General features: G+C 71.9%; 15 protein-coding genes. 7 read left to right on the plus strand and 8 right to left on the minus strand.

The window, feature by feature from the left end:
* Positions 1–34 precede the first annotated feature (34 nt).
* Complete coding sequence (locus DEA06_RS11040) at positions 35–1,318, plus strand: glycosyltransferase (protein ID WP_116648047.1); 1,284 nt, start codon at positions 35–37, stop codon at positions 1,316–1,318.
* 13 nt (positions 1,319–1,331) lie between these two features.
* On the opposite strand, the gene deoC is transcribed toward DEA06_RS11040, so the two are convergent.
* Positions 1,332–1,994, minus strand: a complete 663-nt coding sequence (gene deoC / locus DEA06_RS11045) for a deoxyribose-phosphate aldolase (protein ID WP_116648048.1) — start codon at positions 1,992–1,994, stop codon at positions 1,332–1,334.
* Positions 1,995–2,010: 16 nt separating this feature from the next.
* Entirely contained in the window at positions 2,011–2,163 is a 153-nt protein-coding gene (locus DEA06_RS16585) for a hypothetical protein (RefSeq protein ID WP_165817983.1), read from the minus strand.
* A 149-nt stretch (positions 2,164–2,312) separates the two neighbouring features.
* Between DEA06_RS16585 and DEA06_RS11050 the strand changes: the two genes are divergently transcribed.
* From DEA06_RS11050 to mtnB, 3 genes are read left to right on the plus strand one after another with little or no spacing between them, the layout of a single operon-like run.
* Positions 2,313–3,491 carry a hypothetical protein gene (locus DEA06_RS11050; RefSeq protein WP_205781266.1) on the plus strand — a complete coding sequence of 393 codons (1,179 nt, stop codon included), beginning with the start codon at positions 2,313–2,315 and terminating at the stop codon, positions 3,489–3,491.
* Positions 3,488–4,186, plus strand: a complete 699-nt coding sequence (gene mtnC / locus DEA06_RS11055) for an acireductone synthase (RefSeq protein ID WP_116648050.1) — start codon at positions 3,488–3,490, stop codon at positions 4,184–4,186. Before DEA06_RS11050 ends, mtnC begins: the two co-directional genes overlap by 4 nt.
* Positions 4,183–4,815 carry a methylthioribulose 1-phosphate dehydratase gene (gene mtnB / locus DEA06_RS11060; protein ID WP_116648051.1) on the plus strand — a complete coding sequence of 211 codons (633 nt, stop codon included), beginning with the start codon at positions 4,183–4,185 and terminating at the stop codon, positions 4,813–4,815. Before mtnC ends, mtnB begins: the two co-directional genes overlap by 4 nt.
* Before the next feature lie 123 nt (positions 4,816–4,938).
* Here mtnB and mtnK read toward each other — a convergent pair whose 3' ends face one another.
* The 4 genes from mtnK to DEA06_RS11080 are packed head-to-tail and all read right to left on the minus strand — an operon-like array spanning position 4,939 to position 9,852.
* The gene (gene mtnK / locus DEA06_RS11065; protein WP_116648052.1) at positions 4,939–6,141 is read right to left on the minus strand and encodes an S-methyl-5-thioribose kinase; all 1,203 of its coding nucleotides are present in this window, start codon (positions 6,139–6,141) and stop codon (positions 4,939–4,941) included.
* Positions 6,138–7,178: an ABC transporter permease gene (locus tag DEA06_RS11070; protein ID WP_116648053.1), complete on the minus strand. Its 1,041-nt coding sequence runs from the start codon at positions 7,176–7,178 to the stop codon at positions 6,138–6,140. Before DEA06_RS11070 ends, mtnK begins: the two co-directional genes overlap by 4 nt.
* Positions 7,175–8,752 carry a sugar ABC transporter ATP-binding protein gene (locus tag DEA06_RS11075; RefSeq protein ID WP_116648054.1) on the minus strand — a complete coding sequence of 526 codons (1,578 nt, stop codon included), beginning with the start codon at positions 8,750–8,752 and terminating at the stop codon, positions 7,175–7,177. The genes DEA06_RS11070 and DEA06_RS11075 overlap by 4 nt, the downstream gene beginning before the upstream one ends.
* Positions 8,749–9,852: a substrate-binding domain-containing protein gene (locus DEA06_RS11080; protein WP_116648055.1), complete on the minus strand. Its 1,104-nt coding sequence runs from the start codon at positions 9,850–9,852 to the stop codon at positions 8,749–8,751. Before DEA06_RS11080 ends, DEA06_RS11075 begins: the two co-directional genes overlap by 4 nt.
* 213 nt (positions 9,853–10,065) lie before the next feature.
* Here DEA06_RS11080 and DEA06_RS11085 point away from each other — a divergent pair, with 213 nt between their 5' ends.
* The gene (locus tag DEA06_RS11085) at positions 10,066–10,653 is read left to right on the plus strand and encodes a cupin (RefSeq protein WP_116648056.1); all 588 of its coding nucleotides are present in this window, start codon (positions 10,066–10,068) and stop codon (positions 10,651–10,653) included.
* A 114-nt stretch (positions 10,654–10,767) separates the two neighbouring features.
* On the opposite strand, the gene DEA06_RS11090 is transcribed toward DEA06_RS11085, so the two are convergent.
* Together DEA06_RS11090 and DEA06_RS11095 are read right to left on the minus strand one after the other, a co-directional pair.
* Positions 10,768–14,454, minus strand: coding sequence for a bifunctional proline dehydrogenase/L-glutamate gamma-semialdehyde dehydrogenase (locus DEA06_RS11090; protein WP_116648057.1), 3,687 nt, complete (start codon positions 14,452–14,454; stop codon positions 10,768–10,770).
* A 54-nt stretch (positions 14,455–14,508) separates the two neighbouring features.
* Entirely contained in the window at positions 14,509–15,066 is a 558-nt protein-coding gene (locus DEA06_RS11095; protein ID WP_116648058.1) for an acyl-CoA thioesterase, read from the minus strand.
* A gap of 209 nt (positions 15,067–15,275) precedes the next feature.
* Between DEA06_RS11095 and DEA06_RS11100 the strand changes: the two genes are divergently transcribed.
* Both DEA06_RS11100 and cofE read left to right on the plus strand, forming a co-directional pair.
* Positions 15,276–15,794, plus strand: coding sequence for a GNAT family N-acetyltransferase (locus DEA06_RS11100; protein ID WP_116648059.1), 519 nt, complete (start codon positions 15,276–15,278; stop codon positions 15,792–15,794).
* A gap of 1 nt (position 15,795) precedes the next feature.
* Positions 15,796–16,554, plus strand: a complete 759-nt coding sequence (cofE, locus tag DEA06_RS11105; RefSeq protein ID WP_116648060.1) for a coenzyme F420-0:L-glutamate ligase — start codon at positions 15,796–15,798, stop codon at positions 16,552–16,554.
* Positions 16,555–16,592: the final 38 nt, after the last annotated feature.

Raw genomic sequence — 16,592 nt, forward strand, 5'->3', positions numbered from 1 at the left:
CTGCATCTAACGAAACTTTACGTGGGAGTGCGCGGTGGCCACCTATCTTCTCGCGGCGAATCCGATCCACGGGCACGTCGGTCCGATCCTGAGCGTCGCCCGGCACCTCGTCGCACGAGGGCACCGGGTCGTCGTCCTGACCGGAACCCGGTTCTCGTCGCAGGTCGAGGGCGCCGGGGCGGAGCACCGGGCGCTGACCGGGACGGCAGACTACGACGATCGACGGCCCGACACATACCTGCCCGACGGTGCGCGCTACCGTGGCGTCCGACGAGCGGAGTACGACATCCGCACCATCTTCGTCGAGACGATCCCCGACCAGTACCGATCGATCCGTCCGCTGATCGACGACCTGCGTCCCGATGCGGTGTTGGTCGACGGAGCCTTCGCCGGAGTGCTGCCCCTCATCGCGCAGACCGATGACCGCCCGCCCATCCTGGCGCTGGGGGTGACGCCCCTCAGTCAGACCTCGCGCGATGTCGCTCCCTACGGTCTGGCTCTTCCCCCTCCCCGCGGTCGGTTCGACCGGCTGAGGTACGCCGCCATGGGCGCCGCGGCGCGACGCGTCGTCTTCGCGCCGACGCAGCGGGCCGGCGCCCGCGCCTTCGCCGCCACCGGCGCCGAACTGCGCGAGTTCATCATGGACGCCTCCCGCCACTACGACCGGTTCCTGCAGACGGGCCCGGCGGCCCTCGAGTACCCCCGCACCGATCTCGCCACCAACACCCGCTTCGTCGGCGTCCTGCCGCAGGGTGCCACGATCTCCCGTCGCCCCTCGTGGTGGGAAGAGCTCGACGGCGAACGCCCGGTCGTGCACGTGACGCAGGGGACGATCGACAACCACGACTTCGGTCGGCTGGTGCGCCCCACCCTCGACGCCCTCGCCGATCGCCACGCGGCCGTGGTGGTGACCGCGGGCGGACGCGAGGTCGAAGCCATCGGCCCCCTTCCGCGCAACGCCTACGCGGCGAGCTACCTCGACTACGACGCGCTCCTCCCCCGTGTCGACGTCGTCGTCACGAACGGCGGATACGGCGGGGTGCAGGCGACCCTCGCCGCCGGCGTCCCCCTCGTCGTCGCGGGCGGCACCGAGGACAAACCCGAGGTCGCGGCCCGCGTCGGCTGGACCGGGGCCGGAATCGACCTCCGCACCGGCACACCGGATGCTGCGTCCGTCGGTTCTGCGGTCGCATCGATCCTCAATGACCGCTCCTACCGCGCCGCGGCGCAGCGCATCGCCGCCGACGCGGCGACGCACGACGCCCTCGGCGAGATCGCACAGCATCTCGCCGAGGCCGCCGGTGGTGTTACCCCGTGACGGGGCCCCGGCGTCAGTAGCCCGACCCGGCGGCACCGTCCTCGACGATCGTGCGCGTGCTCGAGAGGCCGAGGCGCGAAGCGCCCGCCGCGATCATCGCCTCCGCGTCGGCGCGCGTGCGGATACCGCCCGAGGCCTTCACCTCGAGGCGATCGCCGACGGTCTGCTTCATGAGCTCCACGGCGTGCACCGTGGCACCGCCACTGGGGTGGAACCCGGTCGATGTCTTGACGAAGTCAGCCCCGGCCGCCTCCGCGGCCCGGCAGGCGCCCACGATGGCCTCGTCGGGGAGCGCGGCCGACTCGATGATGACCTTCAACACCGTCGGCGACACGGCCGCTTCCCGCACCGCGCGGATGTCCGCCTCGACGTCGGCGAAGCGCCCCTCGAGAGCGGCACCCACGTCGATCACCATGTCGATCTCGTGGGCGCCCTGAGCGACGGCGAGTCGGGTTTCGGCGGCCTTGATCTCGGAATGATGCTTTCCGCTCGGGAAGCCCACGACGACGGCGAGCTTGAGCCCCTCCGGCAGATCGACGGGAAGGACAGACGGAGACAGGCACACGCTGTACATGCCGAGCGCGGCGCCCTCCGCGATCAGCGCGGCGACGTCGTCGCGGGTCGCCTCGGGCTTGAGCAGGGTGTGGTCGACGTAACGTGCGAGCGAGGTGGTCATCGTTTCTCCGATCGAATCAACGAGCCGCGGCGAGTGCGCGACTGTCCAGCAGTTTGTTCAGCACGAGTGCGAGCACGAGGATGACGCCGGTGGCGATCATCTGCACGAACGACCCGATGCCCATGAGGTTGAAGAGGTTCTTCAGAACCGACAGCAGCAGTGCGTTCAACTTTTGAGCGGGTTCCTGCTCACATGAGCAATTCACCCCCGATGACGTGCGCATATGCGCACAGATTGCGCACATGGGGCCCCGCCGAGACGACCCGGTGGGACTCTCGCGCCGAGCGCCCGGCCGCCGCCGCGTGGAAGGATGGGCGGGTGACCGCGACCCTGGAGAACTCCGTCGTCCTGGACGAAAACGCGGGCGTCGTCCGCATCCTCGACCGCCGGGTCTTCCCGGCTCGCATCGAGTGGGTGACCGCCGAGACGCCGGATGCTGTCGCCGCGGCGATCCGCGACATGGTGACCCAGAGCTCGGGCCCGCTCTACGCCGCCACCGCCGGCATGACCCTCGCCGCGTTGCAGGCGCGCGACCTGCCCCTGCGTGACGCCCGCACCGCGCTCGGTGTCGCCGGGCGCACCCTCGCGACGGCGCGCCCGACGAACGCGCACCCGCGTGACGCGGTCGCGACGATCCTCGCCGCGGGGCGCGACGCCGACACGACGACCGAGCTCGTGACCGCCACCCTCGACTCCGCCCGGACGGTCGACCGCGACTACCGGGAAGCCGCCCTCCGTCTCGGCCGCGCCACCCTGTCGCTGCTCCCCGCGGCGCCGCGCATCCTCACGCACTGCTGGGCGGACGCCTACCTGTTCGGCCTCGTCGCCGCCGCCGCCGAGGCCGGCCGGGAGATCGAATGGATCGCGACCGAGACCCGCCCCTACCTGCAGGGCGCGCGACTGACCGCGCACTCGCTGCGCGAGCTCGGCCAGCAGGTCACGCTCATCACCGACGGCATGGGGGCCGCCGCGCTGTCGTCGCCCCGCGGCGTGGGCACCGGCCCGATCGATGCCGTCGTCACCGCCGCCGACCGGGTCTCGCTCGACGGCTCGGTCGTGAACAAGGTGGGCACGCTCGCCCTCGCGGCCGCAGCATCCGCCTTCGACGTTCCGTATTACGCCATGGTGGAGGCGCCCGACCGCGCCGCCCCGACCGGCGCCGACGTGGTGATCGAAGACCGCGACCCCGCCGAGGTGCTCGACGTGCTCGGGCACCGGTCGGCCAGCCCGCTCGTGACCGACGCGTGGTACCCCGCGTTCGACGTCACACCGGCGCGCCTGGTGACCCGCATCGCCACGAGCCGGGGCACGTTCGAGCCCGCGCGTGTCGCCGACCACTTCGCCGCCGACCCCGAGGCGCTCGCAGAGATCCCCAGCGCTCCGCCGCTCCGGCGACGTCGCACGCCGGCCGTGCCGGTGCCCGTGAACGCCTCGACACAGCCCGACACCGTCGCCTTCCACCCCTTCTCGAACGACTCCTCCGGAGGACCCGAATGACCGTCACCCCCTCCGCCGACGTCGTCGTGCTCGACATCGAGGGCACCACGAGCGAGGCCGGCTTCATCCTCGGCGACCTGTACGACTACGCGCGCCCCCGTCTCGAAGAGGCTCTCGGACGCGAATCGCTGCGGGCGGCGCGAGCCGACGCGATCGCGGAGACGGGACTGCCTGCCGGAGCGAGCGACAGCGAGATCGCCGATGCGTTGCGCGCCCTGATGGCGACCGACGTGAAGTCCACTCCGCTGAAAACGATCCAGGGCGTCATCTGGGCCGAGGGCTTCGCCGCCGGGGAGATCACGTCGCAGTTCTTCGACGACGTACCGCCGCGCGTGCGCGCGTGGGCCGACCAGGGTCTGCGGATCGCCGTGTACTCGTCGGGCTCGGTCGCCTCGCAGCAGCCGTGGTTCCGCCACGCTCCGCAGGGCGATCTGTCGACCCTCGTCGAGGCCTGGTTCGACACCGTCAACGCGGGCGGCAAGAAGGACGCGTCGTCGTACGCCACGATCGCCGAGGCGCTGGGCGTCGCCCCGGCCCGCGCCCTGTTCCTCACCGACCACCCCGAAGAAGTCGCCGCCGCCCGCGCCGCCGGCTGGCAGACCGTGGCGCTCGACCGCGCCGGCGAGCCGTGGGCCGGCGCCGCGTTCGACGGCCCCGTGGCGCATACCTTCGACGAGATCGAGATCGCCCGATGAGCGCCCTGTCGACCGCGCGCACGCTCGAAGCCGGCGCGATCCTCGCCGCCGAGGCCGCCCGCTTCTCCGGCTACGGCTGGATGCGCGGCACCTCCGGAAACCTCTCGCTCGTGATCGACCGCGATCCGCTCGTGCTGGCGGTCACCGCCTCGGGCCTGGACAAGTCGGAGCTCACCGAGGCCGATGTCGTACTCGTCGGCCCCGACGGTGGGGGCCTCGACGCCGACGATCCGCGCCCGCCGTCGGCCGAGGCCGGCCTCCACGCCCACATCGCCGCGCGCACCGGTGCCGGCGCGGTGTTCCACGTGCACGCGCTCGACGCGGTCATCGCCGCGCACCGCTGGCCCGACGGCGTCGAGATCAGCGGCATGGAGATGCTCAAGGGCATCGGACACCGCGCCCACGACGAGACCGTCGTCATCCCCGTGATCGCGAACGACCAGGACATGGCGGTCGAGGCCGCCCGCTTCGACGAGGCCTACGTGCCCGCGACCGCCGACGTCCCCGAGGTGCCGGTCATGATCGTGGCAACCCACGGCATGTACGCCTGGGGCGAGGATGCGGCGGCCGCCCGCCGCCACCTCGAGATCGCCGAGTGGCTCCTGCGCTTCACCGTCGCCACGCGCTGACCGCGCAGCATCCGCTCTCTGACGCCCTCCGGCACACGGCTCCGGCCCCAGCGCACGGGCTACGCACGCACCCACCCCGTGCTCTCGAGCGCAACCCGTGCGCTCGAGCTGACTCTCGCCGCGCTACGTCAGGAGCGGCTCGCGCGTCAGCTGCGTCAGGCGGCGCGGATCGGGATCGATCAGGCGCGCGACGCCCAGCGTGCGGGCCGTGAGCAGTACCCGGCGAGCGGCGATCGCGCGCTCGTGCTCGGGCAGGGTCTGGATATCGGCGACCTTCGAGAACCCGACGATGCGGCGCACGGCCTTCGCCGCGGCGTAGATCGCGGCATCCGAGCGGATGCGGCGCAGCGTCACCGCGAGCACGTCGTCGCCGTACACCCGCGGGTCGACGCGGTCGGGCCAGCGGCGGGTGAACTCTTCCTCGAAGGCGGCGATCAGCTCGACCGGCAGCGCGAGCAGCGCCTCGGCGTCGGCCTCGCGGCCGAGCACCGACGCCCGCGCCGCGGCGATGATGAGGTTCGCCCACACCGCGCCCAGGTCGAAGCCCGTGGGCGCGTAGGTGCCGAACTCCGAGTCGAACGCGCGGACCGAGCCGCCGTCGGCACGCACGAACACCGACCCGGTGTGCAGGTCGCCGTGCACGAGGCTCTGGTGGTCCTCCTGGAACTTCTGCTTCGCGAGCCCGATCTCGCGCACGAACACGCGGTCGGCCCGCAGCTCGCGCACGTCGTCCTCGTTCGCGGGCAGCCACCCGTTGTGCTCGTGGTCGACGTAGGGCTCGGTGAAGACGAGGTCTTCGGTGATCTCCGACAGTTCGGGGTTCGCGGCCTCGGCGATCCGTCGGCGCCGCTCGGGCCCGGGGGTGCCGAAGACGCTCGTGGCGAAGCCGATCGCGCCGACGTAGGTGCCGAGCTCTGCGGCGGCGTAGGTGTGCAGGCGCCCCGCGTTCAGCTCGTTGCGCCACACGGCGTGATCGCTGAGGTCTTCGATCGAGAGGGCGAGGGATGCCTCGTCGAAGCCGTAGAACGCGGGGACGTGCGCCGCATCCACCGCCTCGTGGGCGGCGAGCACGACCGCCTCGCGCTTGGCCCGCTCGCGGGTGAGCGGCCAGGTGGGGTCGACGCGCACGTGCGGCAGCGACTGCTTGACGACGACGCCGCGGCCGGCGGCGTCGGTGACGATGAAGACGAGATTGAGGTTGCCGTCGCCGACCTCGACCACGGAGACGATCGACGCGGGATCGACGGGTCCGGCCAGCTGCGGGCGGGCGAGGAGGTACGCACCGACCGTGTCGACGGTCAGGAGGTCGGCTTCGAGGTCGCTCATGCGGTGGTGCTCCCGGCGATGATCGTGGTCTTGCGGCGGCGGAACGTGAAGCTGAACAGCAGTGCCACGAGCAGCACGACGCCCTTGCCGAAGTCCTGGATGTAGTAGGGCAATCCCATCATGGAGAAGCCCGTCACCATGACCGCGATCAGCACGGCCCCCAGCGCCGTGCCCCAGGCGTTCGGCCGGCCGATGCCGAGCACCGAGACACCGACGAGCGCGACGGCCACCGCGTCGAGCAGTAGCGAGTTGCCCGCCGAGACGTCACCCTGACCGATGCGGGCGGCCAGCACGAGCCCCGCGATCGAGGCGAGCACACCGCAGCCGATGTACGCTGCGGCGCGGTAGGCGCGCACCCGCACGCCGGCGAGCCGAGCGGCCTCCGGGTTCGATCCGACCGCGGCGAGCGCGCGGCCCCAGCGGGTGCGGTCGAGCACGAACCACAGGAGGGCCGTCAGCACCAGGAAGAGCACGACCGGCACCGAGACGGGGCCGAACGAGCCGCGGTCGAACCAGAGGAAGTCGGCGGTGAAGCGGCCGGGTGCGGTGGAGCCGTCGGCGAGGGTCATCTGCGACGAGATCGACTTCCCGTCGACGATGATGAGCTTCAGCCCGACCACGGTGAACATCGTCGCGAGGGTCGCCAGCAGATCGGGGATGCGGGCGAAGACGATCAGCGCCGCGTTCAACGCGCCGATCAGCGCGCCCGACAGCAGCACGACCCCGACGGCGATCCCGCCGACCTGACCGGCGATCACGAGCGTCCACGCCGCGATCGAGACGGCGAAGCCGGCGTTGGCTCCCACCGAGAGGTCGAGGCCGCCGACCGTCATGGCGAGGGTGACACCCAGGCCCGCGATCCCGACGGGCGCGATGAACTTCAGCATCCCGAAGACGTTCTCGACCGTGCCGAACGCGGGCTGCGTGGCGAAGAAGAACACGATGAGCAGCGCGGTGACGGCGACGAAGCCCCACTTCGCGACGCCGTCGATCACGCGCGTTCCGATACCGGGGGCGGATGCTGTCGTGAGGCTCATGCCGTCTCCTTCGGGTGGCCGGGATCATCGAGCAGCGCATTGACGATGCGCGCCCGGTCGTGGACTCCGGCGGGGGTGTCGAGGGCGATCCTGCCCGAGACGAGCACGACGATGCGGTCGGCGACGTCGAGGATCTCGTCGACGTCGCTCGAGAGCACGACGACGGCCGCGCCCTCTTTCGCCCGGGCCCCTGCGGCGTCGCCGATGCGTCGACGCGCGCCGATGTCGACACCGCGGAACGGCTCGTCGAGCACGGCGAGGGCGGGTGCGGTGCGCAGCCAGCGGCCGACGATCACCTTCTGCTGGTTGCCGCCTGACAGATCGTCGACGGCGGTGTCGGCCGATGGCGCGACGACGTCGTAGGCCTCGATCACCTCGTCGGCCACCGCGCGCTCGCGGCGCACGCCGACCACACCGAGCCGGTCGGAGATCTCGCGCAGAACCGGCAGCCCGACGGTGCGAGCGATCGACCAGCCGGGCTGGATGCCGCCGCGCTGGCGGTCTTCGGGAACGAGCACGACCCCGGCCTCTTTCGCCGCCGCGGGGGTGGCCGGCCGGTAGTCGCCGCCGGAGAGCGTCATGCGGGCCTCGCCGGCGGACCGCACGCCCGCGACCGTCTCTGCGAGCTCGGTCTTGCCCGCGCCGAGAAGCCCCAGGATGCCGGTGACCTGCCCCGCGTGCACGTCGAGCGCGAGCGCCTCGGCGCCCGGGATGAGACGGGCCCCGTCGATCGAGAAGACCACGTCGCCTGCCGGCTGCGGGTCGGTCACGTGCTGCTGCAGTTCGGTGGGAACCCCGAGCATGGCTTCGAGGGCGGCGTGCCAGTCGAACGGCCGCGAGGCGGCGAGGGTGAGCCCGCCGTCGCGGAGCACGAGGATGCGGTCGGCCAGGCGCTCGATCTCACCGAACCGGTGGCTCACGAACAGGATGGCCAGGCCCGGTCTGCCGGGCTCGCCGTCGCGCAGCGCCCGCAGCACCTCGAACAGACGATCCGCCTCCGACGCGGTGAGCGCCGACGTCGGCTCGTCGAGGATCAGCAGCTTCGGGGTGGATCGCAGGGCGCGGGCGAGGATCAGCAGCTGCGCGTCGGAGGTACCCAGGCGCCCGGCGTCGGCGCGCAGTACCTCGTCGGGCCAGTCGAGCCCGAGGCGCGCGAGCGCGGCACGGGCGACGCGTTCGGTCTCGGCTCGGCGCACCACCCGGTGCCCGCCCGACGAGAGGTCGGTGAGCGCGATGTTGTCGGCGACCGACAGCGACGGCACGATTCCGTCGGCGATGCGCTGGTGCACCGTCTCGATGCCGGCCCGGCGCGCCCGGGCGGGCGAGGTCAGCCGCGTCGATGCGCCCGACACCTCGATCGACCCGGTGTAGCCGGGGTTCGCCCCCGACACGGCGCCGATCAGCGTGGACTTGCCCGCGCCGTTCGTTCCGAGGAGGGCGGTGATGGTGCCCGCGGCGAGCTCGAGCGAGACGTCGCGCAGCACCTCGTTCGCGCCGAAGCGCACGCCGACGCCGCTCAGGCGGACGACCGGCCGGTCGTCCGCCTGAGCGGGAAGGGGCGTGGAGGAGGTCATCCCGAGACGGCGGGGAGCCAATCGGCGACGACGACGTCTTCGAGCAGCAGCGACGGCTCGGCCTCGCGCAGCTGGGCGACGTTCGTGATCTCGTTCTCGAGCAGGAAGTCGCGGGTGACGGTGATCGCGGGGAACTGCACCTCGGTCTCGTCGAGCTCGCCCGCCAGCGAGAGCGCGAGGGTACGCACGACCGCGGCGCCGATCGAGGCGGGGTCGGTCGCCGAGGTCGCGACCCAGGGGCTGCCGTCGGCGATCATGACCTCGATGTCGGCGTTGGAGATGTCGATGCCGTAGACCTTGACCTTGTCCTGCAGGTTGTTCTGCGTCACCGCCTGCACGACACCCTTGGTGATCTCGTCGTAGGGGGCGAAGATCGCCTGCACGTCGGGGTTGGCCTTGAGCGCGGCATCCGTCAGCGGGATGTTGTCGGTCGCGGTCGACTCGGTGACCTCGCCGGTGAAGAACAGCTGGTCGAGGTCGTACTCGGTGAGGTAGTCGTCCCAGACGGCCTTCCGACGGTCGAGCGGCGCGAAGCCCTCGGCGCTGACGAGACCGACCTTCGCACCGTCACCGGCCGTGGCGACGAGCTCGTCGAGCACGCCCTCGGCCATCGACGTGTCTGACTGCGACGTGACGAGCACGCCGTCGGTGTCGTCGAGCGCCAGGTCGTACACGATCACGGGAATGCCCGCGTCGACGGCCTCGCGGATGCGCGGCTCGATCGTGTCGGTCTGACCGTGGTCGACGATGATCGCGTCGGGCTTCGACGCGATCGCCTGCTCCAGATCGGACGCGTGCTTGGCGTTGTCGTTGCGCGCATCGCTGACGGTCAGCTCGATGTTCGCCGCGGCCGCTTGCGCCTTCGCGCCGGCCGTCCACGCGGTGAAGTAGTCGCCCGCGCCCGACTGCTGCACGAGGGCGACGGTGACGGGCTCGCCGTCGAAGGGCGCCGGCGCGTCGGCCGTGGCCGCCTGCTGCGATGCGGCGGGAGCGGCAGTGCCGCCCGTGTTCTGCTGGGCGCAGCCGGCGAGGACGAGCGCGGTCGCACCGGCGGCGGCGGCGAGGCCGAGCAGACGGCGATTGTGCGAGAGGAACGACATGGAGGTCACCTTCGGGTGAGGGGTGCTGTGGGCGCTGGGGGACGGCGACCGGTGCTGTCCGGCGCGGGAGCAGTAAACCAGTTCGAGCAGGCACCGACCCAATCCGCCGTTGCGCATTGTTACGCCGAAGTCGACGGAAGTGCTCGTGAACTGGCCGCGCGGTCGGTGGACGCGCGAGAATCGACCTCACACACCCCATCCGAGGAGATCCCCGTGACACTTCTGACCGTCTGGAAGGACACCGACCCGAGCGTGCCCGTGCTCGAGTCCACCGACGAGAACGAGATCCGCGAGGCGCTCGCGACTCTGGGCGCCCGTTTCTCGCGCTGGGAGGTCAAGGACTTCGCCGACGACGCACCGCTCGACGAGGTGCTCGCGCTCTACTCGACCGAGGTCGAGGGCGTGAAGCAGAGCGAGGGGTACACGCTCGTCGACATCGTCGGCCTCTCGCCGTCGCAGGAGAACTACGACGAGGTCAAGGTCACGTCGCGCGAGAAGTTCCTCTCCGAGCACAAGCACGACGACGACGAGGACCGCTACTTCGCCAAGGGCGCGGGGGTCTTCTACCTCCACGTCGACGGCAAGGTCCACGCCCTCTACTGCGAGCCCGGCGACCTCGTCTCGGTGCCGGCCAACACCACGCACTGGTTCGACATGGGCACCTCGCCCGAGTTCACCAGCATCCGTTTCTTCCACGACGACGACGGCTGGGTCGGCCACTTCACCGGCAACCCGATCGCCGACACCTTCCCGACGTTCGACCAGCTGCAGGCCCGCCGCGCGGAGCTCGCCGCGGCCTGACGCGCCGCAACAGCCTGAGAGCCCAAGACACCCGGAGACGCGGAGCACCGCGCCCGGGTGTCTTGGCCTTTCAGCGGCCGGATGCCGTGGCGACCGGATGCTGCGGGGCGGGCGTCAGATCGCGCGCTCGCTCCACGCGTCGGGGTTGCCGAAGCGGTGGGCCGTGATGGAGATGGCCTGTTCGCGCAGGAACGGCAGCAGCTCGATGCGCCCGGCGGTCGTGACCTCGTCGGCGTAGACCGCGAGGTCGGGATCACCCGACGTCGCCTCGGCCAGCGCGCGTCGCAGGCCCGCCACCGACGCGGGCGAACCCACCAGCCGCACGCGCGAGGGGCGGGGCCGCGGGTCTTCGTCGGCCGCGGCCGCGACGACGTCGCCGACCCCGGCCATGCGCTCGATCCACTCGTCGTCGCTCTCCACCCACACCGGGACGTCGAGGTCGCCGAGCACGCGGCGCACCTCGCCCGGGAGCCCCACCGGCGAGCTCAGCGCGAAGCTCGAGCCCGATCGCACGCCGGCGAGCACGACCCTCAGCACGGCCTGCCACGCCGCGTCGCCGGTCGCGCGCACCGCGACCGACGCCGGGCGGTAGCGGAAGAGGTTGCGCTCGACGCCGAGCTGCGAGACGTCTTTGACGCGGCCGAACTCGCGGTCCCACGCGATCGCGTCGGCGAGCGCGCCACGGCGCAGCCATTCGAACGCCTCGTACGAGAGCGTCGGTTGCGCCGCCTCGATGATCGCCGTCAGACGCGAATCGAGACCGCGCAGGTGCAACGTCGACGACGCGGTCGCTCCCGTCGACGGGCGCCAGGTGCCGAGGCCGATGAGGTGGTTCGGGCCGCCCGCCTTCGCACCGGCGCCGACCGATGAGCGCTTCCAGCCGCCGAACGGCTGGCGCTGCACGATCGCGCCCGTCGTCCCACGGTTGACGTAGAGGTTGCCCGCCTCGACACGGTCGAGCCAGAGGGCGAGCTCGTCGGGGTCCTGCGTGTGCAGTCCCGCGGTCAGCCCGTAATCGACCGCGTTCTGCAGCTCGATGGCGTGGGCGAGGGAGGTGGCGTGCATGATGCCGAGCACCGGCCCGAAGAACTCCTCGCGGTGAAAACGCGAACCCGGCTGCACCCCGGTGCGGATACCCGGCGTCCAGTAACGGCCGGCAGCCGGACCGTCGAAGTCGAGCTCGCGCGGCTCGACCAACCACCGCTCGCCCTCGCCGAGGGTGGTGAGTGCCCACTTCAGCTTGCCGCGCGGCTCTTCGATGAGCGGGCCGACCTCCGAGAGAGGGTCGGAAGCGGGCCCGACGCGCAACGAGGTCGTCGCGTCGATCAACTGCCGGGCGAAGCGCCGCGAGCGCGCGACCGGTCCGACGAGGATGGCGAGCGACGCCGCTGAGCACTTCTGCCCACCGTGCCCGAAGGCGCTGCGCACGAGATCGGACGCGGCGAGGTCGAGATCCGCCGATCCCGTGATGATCATCGCGTTCTTGCCGCTCGTCTCGGCGTGCAGGGAGAGCTCCGGCCGCCACGACCGGAACAGCTGCGCGGTCTCCCACGACCCCGTCAAGAGCACCTGGTCGACCGCCGTGTGCTCGATGAGTCGGCGCCCGAGCGCCTCTTCGTCGAGATCCGCGAGGGCGAGCAGGTCTCGCGGCACCCCGGCATCCCACAGCGCCTCGGCGACGACGGCGGCGGTGCGGCGGGCCTGCGGGGCCGGCTTGAACACCACGCCCGAGCCGGCGGCGAGCGCGGCGAGCACTCCCCCGGCAGGGATCGCGATCGGGAAGTTCCAGGGCGGGGCGACCACCGTCACCCGGGCGGGCACGAAGACGGCGCCGCCGACGCGGTCGAGTTCTCGCGCCGTGGCGGCGTAGTAGTTCGCGAAGTCGACGGCCTCGCTCACCTCGACATCCGCCTCGGCGAGGACCTTGCCGGTCTCGGAGGCCGCGACCTCGATCAGCGCGCCCCGGCGTTCCGCCAGCGCGCGCGCCGCGCGCTGCAGCACCGCGGCCCGCTCGGCCGCAGACGTCGCGCCCCAGGAGGCCGCAGCATCCGTCGTTCGAGCCACGAGCGCGTCGAGAGCATCGCCATCGTCGACGCGCGCCGCGGCGATGGTCGCGGTTCCGGCCGACGAGTCGTCGACGCGGGCGAGCACCTCGCGCGCCCACTCACGGTTCGCGGGCAGCGCCGGGTCGGTGTCGGCGACGTTGCGGAAACCGGGCGCGCCGACCGCGTCGCCGGCCTCGCGCGGGGCGTAGACGGCCGTCTCGACGAACGCCTGCCCGCCGAACAGCACGTGCTCCGGTGGGGCATCGGATGCCGCGGCGTCGCGGGCGATGCCGAGCACCGCCTGAGTGAGCCCCGGGTCATCGGTCTGCGGCTCGCGCAGGATCGCCGGCTCGGGGGCCTGCGCCGCCACGCCCCTGTCCTGCCGGCGGTTCGGACCGGTCGGCAGTGCGGGATCGGCCGCGCGCTCGAGGGAGGCGAGGAAGCGGTCGCGCTCGCGGGCGTACAGCTCGGGGTCGTCGGCGAGATCGAAGGCGGCCGAGAGGAAGTTCTCGCCCGACGCGTTCTCTTCCAGGCGGCGCACGAGGTAGCTGATGGCGACGTCGAACTCGTCGGGCCGCACCACCGGCACGTAGAGCAGCACGTGGCCGACGTCGCGGGCGACCGCGGCGACCTGGCCCTGAGCCATGCCCAGCAGCATCTCGATCTCGACAGACTCGCGCACGCCTCGGTCACCGGCGAGCTCCCACGCGTGGGCGATGTCGAACAGGTTGTGCCCGGCTACCCCGATGCGCACGCCCTCGGTCGCCTTGGCCGTGAGCGCCTCGTCGAGGCAGCGCAGGTAGTTGGCGTCGGTGTCGAGCTTGCTGCCGTACGTGGCGAGCGACCAGTCGTGCATGATCGCGTCGACGCGTTCCATCGCGAGGTTCGCGCCCTTCACGAGCCGCACCTTGATGCGCGCGCCACCGGCGGCCACCCGCTGCCGCGCCCATGCCGTGAGCTGCCGGAGGGCGGGGAGGGCATCGGGGAGGTAGGCCTGCAGCACGATCCCGGCCTCGAGATCGGCCAGGCGGGGGTCCTCGAGGATGCGGGTGAACACCGCGATCGTCAGGTCGAGGTCGCGGTACTCCTCCATGTCGAGGTTGAGGAACGTGGGGAGGGTCGACGACGCCGCGTCGAGGTACAGCGGGAGAAGCCGCTCGACGACCCGGTCGACGACGTCGTCGAAGGCCCACATCGAGATGTGTGAGGCGATGGCCGAGACCTTGACCGAGACGTAGTCGACGTCGGGTCGGCGGACGAGTTCGTGGATGCCCTTCAGCCGGCGCTCCGCCTCCGCCTCGCCGAGCACCGCCTCACCCAGCAGGTTGAGGTTGAGCCGCGCGCCGTTCTCGCGGAGAGCGGCGATGGCGGGACCGAGCTTGTCGGGGCGCGCATCGACGACGAGGTGCCCGACCATGTCGCGGAGGGCCCGGCGCGCGATCGGAACGACCGGTGTCGGCAGCACCGGGGCCACCGCTCCCCCGACCTGCACGGCTCCGCGCAGGTACCAGGGCAGGAAGTCGGGCACGAGCGGCGCGATCCGGCGCAGCTGCGCCGCCGCAGCTGCGAGGCTCTCGGGGCGCATCACGCCGTCGACGAACCCGATCGTGAAGGGCAGGCCCTGAGGATCGCGCAGCACTCCGGCAAGACGCTGCGCCGCCGCATCCGTCGGCTCTTCGGCCGCCGCCGAGACCCACCGTCCGGCGAGGGCTACCGCCCGGTCGGCGAGCTCTGCGGGGGCGACCGGGTGCGACATGGCACCACCCTAAGTCGCGGGGCGAGCGCGGGCCGAGCGGCACCCCGGCGGGGTTCACTCCCACATGCTGGGGGCGGGGCGCTTCGTGGAGGGCAGAGCGGATGCTGCGGCCCACTCGTGCAGCCAGGGCGCGACCTCGGGGAGTCCCTCCGGGCGTCCGATGGCGGCGAACAGCTCCTCGTGGGGAACCGTGCCGCCCGAGCGACGCAGCATCCGGGCTCGGATGATCGCCTGCGCGTAGATCTCGCCGTCGACGACCGCGCGGTGCTCCAGGAAGAAGGCGCGGTCGTCATGCCCGATGAACCGGGTCTCGATGACGAAGCTCTGCCAGAGATTCAGCGACTTCCGGAACGTGATGGTCTCGTTCGACACGACCGCGTACCAGCCCTGCGCGCGGGTCGCGTCGGCCAGGCCCGTGCGGATGAGGAGGTCCCAGCGCCCCAGGTCGAACAGCGACAGGTACCGGCCATTGTTCATGTGGCGCAGCAGGTCGATGTCGGTCGGGAGCGTGCGTACGCGGATGCGGCTGATCGCGGTGGCCGCCAGCGGGCGACTGCGGCGGTGCAGGCGAGCGCGAAGGATGACGAGGAGGGTGCGCCAGATGACATTCACGAGGCGCGATCGTATCGACCCGACAGCGATCTCGCCCCTTTCGTAGTCGATGACCTACAAAGAGATCGCCCTTTCGTCAGCGATCCCCACCAGGGCGCGCGGGCTTTCGGTCGGCGCGAGGGCTTCCGGGCGCACGAAGCCCGCGCCCGGGCCGAAAGCCCGCGTCCGGCCGATTTCCGAGCCCTCGGGCTCACGCGTAGAGTCTGCTCATGGCACCCGAAACACCTATCGAGATCCAGCGCGACATCGTCGTCCGCCCGGTTCGCGACGTGGACGCCGAGGCCCTCGGGCGCGTCCACGCGACGTGCTGGCACGAGACCTACGACCACCTGATCAGCAAGGCCGCGCTCGAGCGCGTGTCGGCTCGCCGCATGGCCGAGCTCTGGACGCACTGGGCGTCGCAGGGCGAGGACTACCGCATGCGCGCAGCCCTCGTCGACGGCGTCATCGTCGGATTCGTCGGCTCCGGCCCGTCCCGTGACGAGGATGCTCCCCGCGCCCGCGAGTTGTTCTTCATCTACCTCCTCGATGCCTGGCACGGCACCGGCATCGGACAGCAGCTGTTCGACGCGGCCGTCGAGCCCGGCGAAGAGCTCTACCTCTGGGTCGCCGAAGACAATCCCCGCGCCCACCGCTTCTGGGTCCGTAACGGCTTCACCCTCGACGGCGCCTCGCACACCGAGCCCTTCCTCGGCGAGACGCTCACCGAGGTGCGCTTCGTCCGCTGACGTGCTGCAGCTCTGGGCCCTCGACGGCATCGGCGAGATCACGCCGGGAGTCGACCTCGTCGATGTGATCGCCGCCGCCGCGGGCGGCGAGCTGCGTGACGGCGACATCCTCGTCGTGACCAGCAAGATCGTCTCGAAGGCCGAGGGCCGGATCATCGACGCCGACGATCGTGAAGACGCGATCACCGCCGAGACCGTGCGGATCGTCGCGACCCGCACCTCGGCCACCGGCCACACCACGCGCATCGTCGAGAACCGCCTCGGCATGGTCTCGGCCGCGGCCGGCGTCGATGCCAGCAACACGCCCGCGGGCACGGTGCTGCTCCTCCCCGAAGATCCGGATGCGTCGGCCCGACGTCTGGCGGAAGGACTGCGCGAACGCACGGGCGCACTCGTCGGCGTGCTGGTCTCCGACACCCTCGGACGCGCGTGGCGGGAGGGTCAGACCGACTCCGCGATCGGCGCCGGTGGCGTGCACGTCTTCGAAGACCTCCGCGGACAGACGGATGCCGAGGGCAGGCCGCTCGTCGTGACGATGCCCTGTGTCGCCGACGAGATCGCCGCCGCCGCGGATCTCGTCAAGGGCAAGGCATCGCGCCGCCCCGTCGCCGTGGTGCGGGGGCGCGCCGATCTCGTGGGCGCGCTCGACCTCCCGGGCGCGCGGTCGATCGTCCGCCCGGGCGAACGCGACATGTTCCGCCAGGGCGCCGACGAGGCCTACGCCGACGGATTCGCCGCGGGCGCCGCATCCGCCCGGTGACCCTGACCGCGAGACCGCTGCGCCGCGGCGAGACCCCC

This window comes from Microbacterium sp. Gd 4-13, from assembly GCF_003095395.1.
GTDB lineage: Bacteria > Actinomycetota > Actinomycetes > Actinomycetales > Microbacteriaceae > Microbacterium.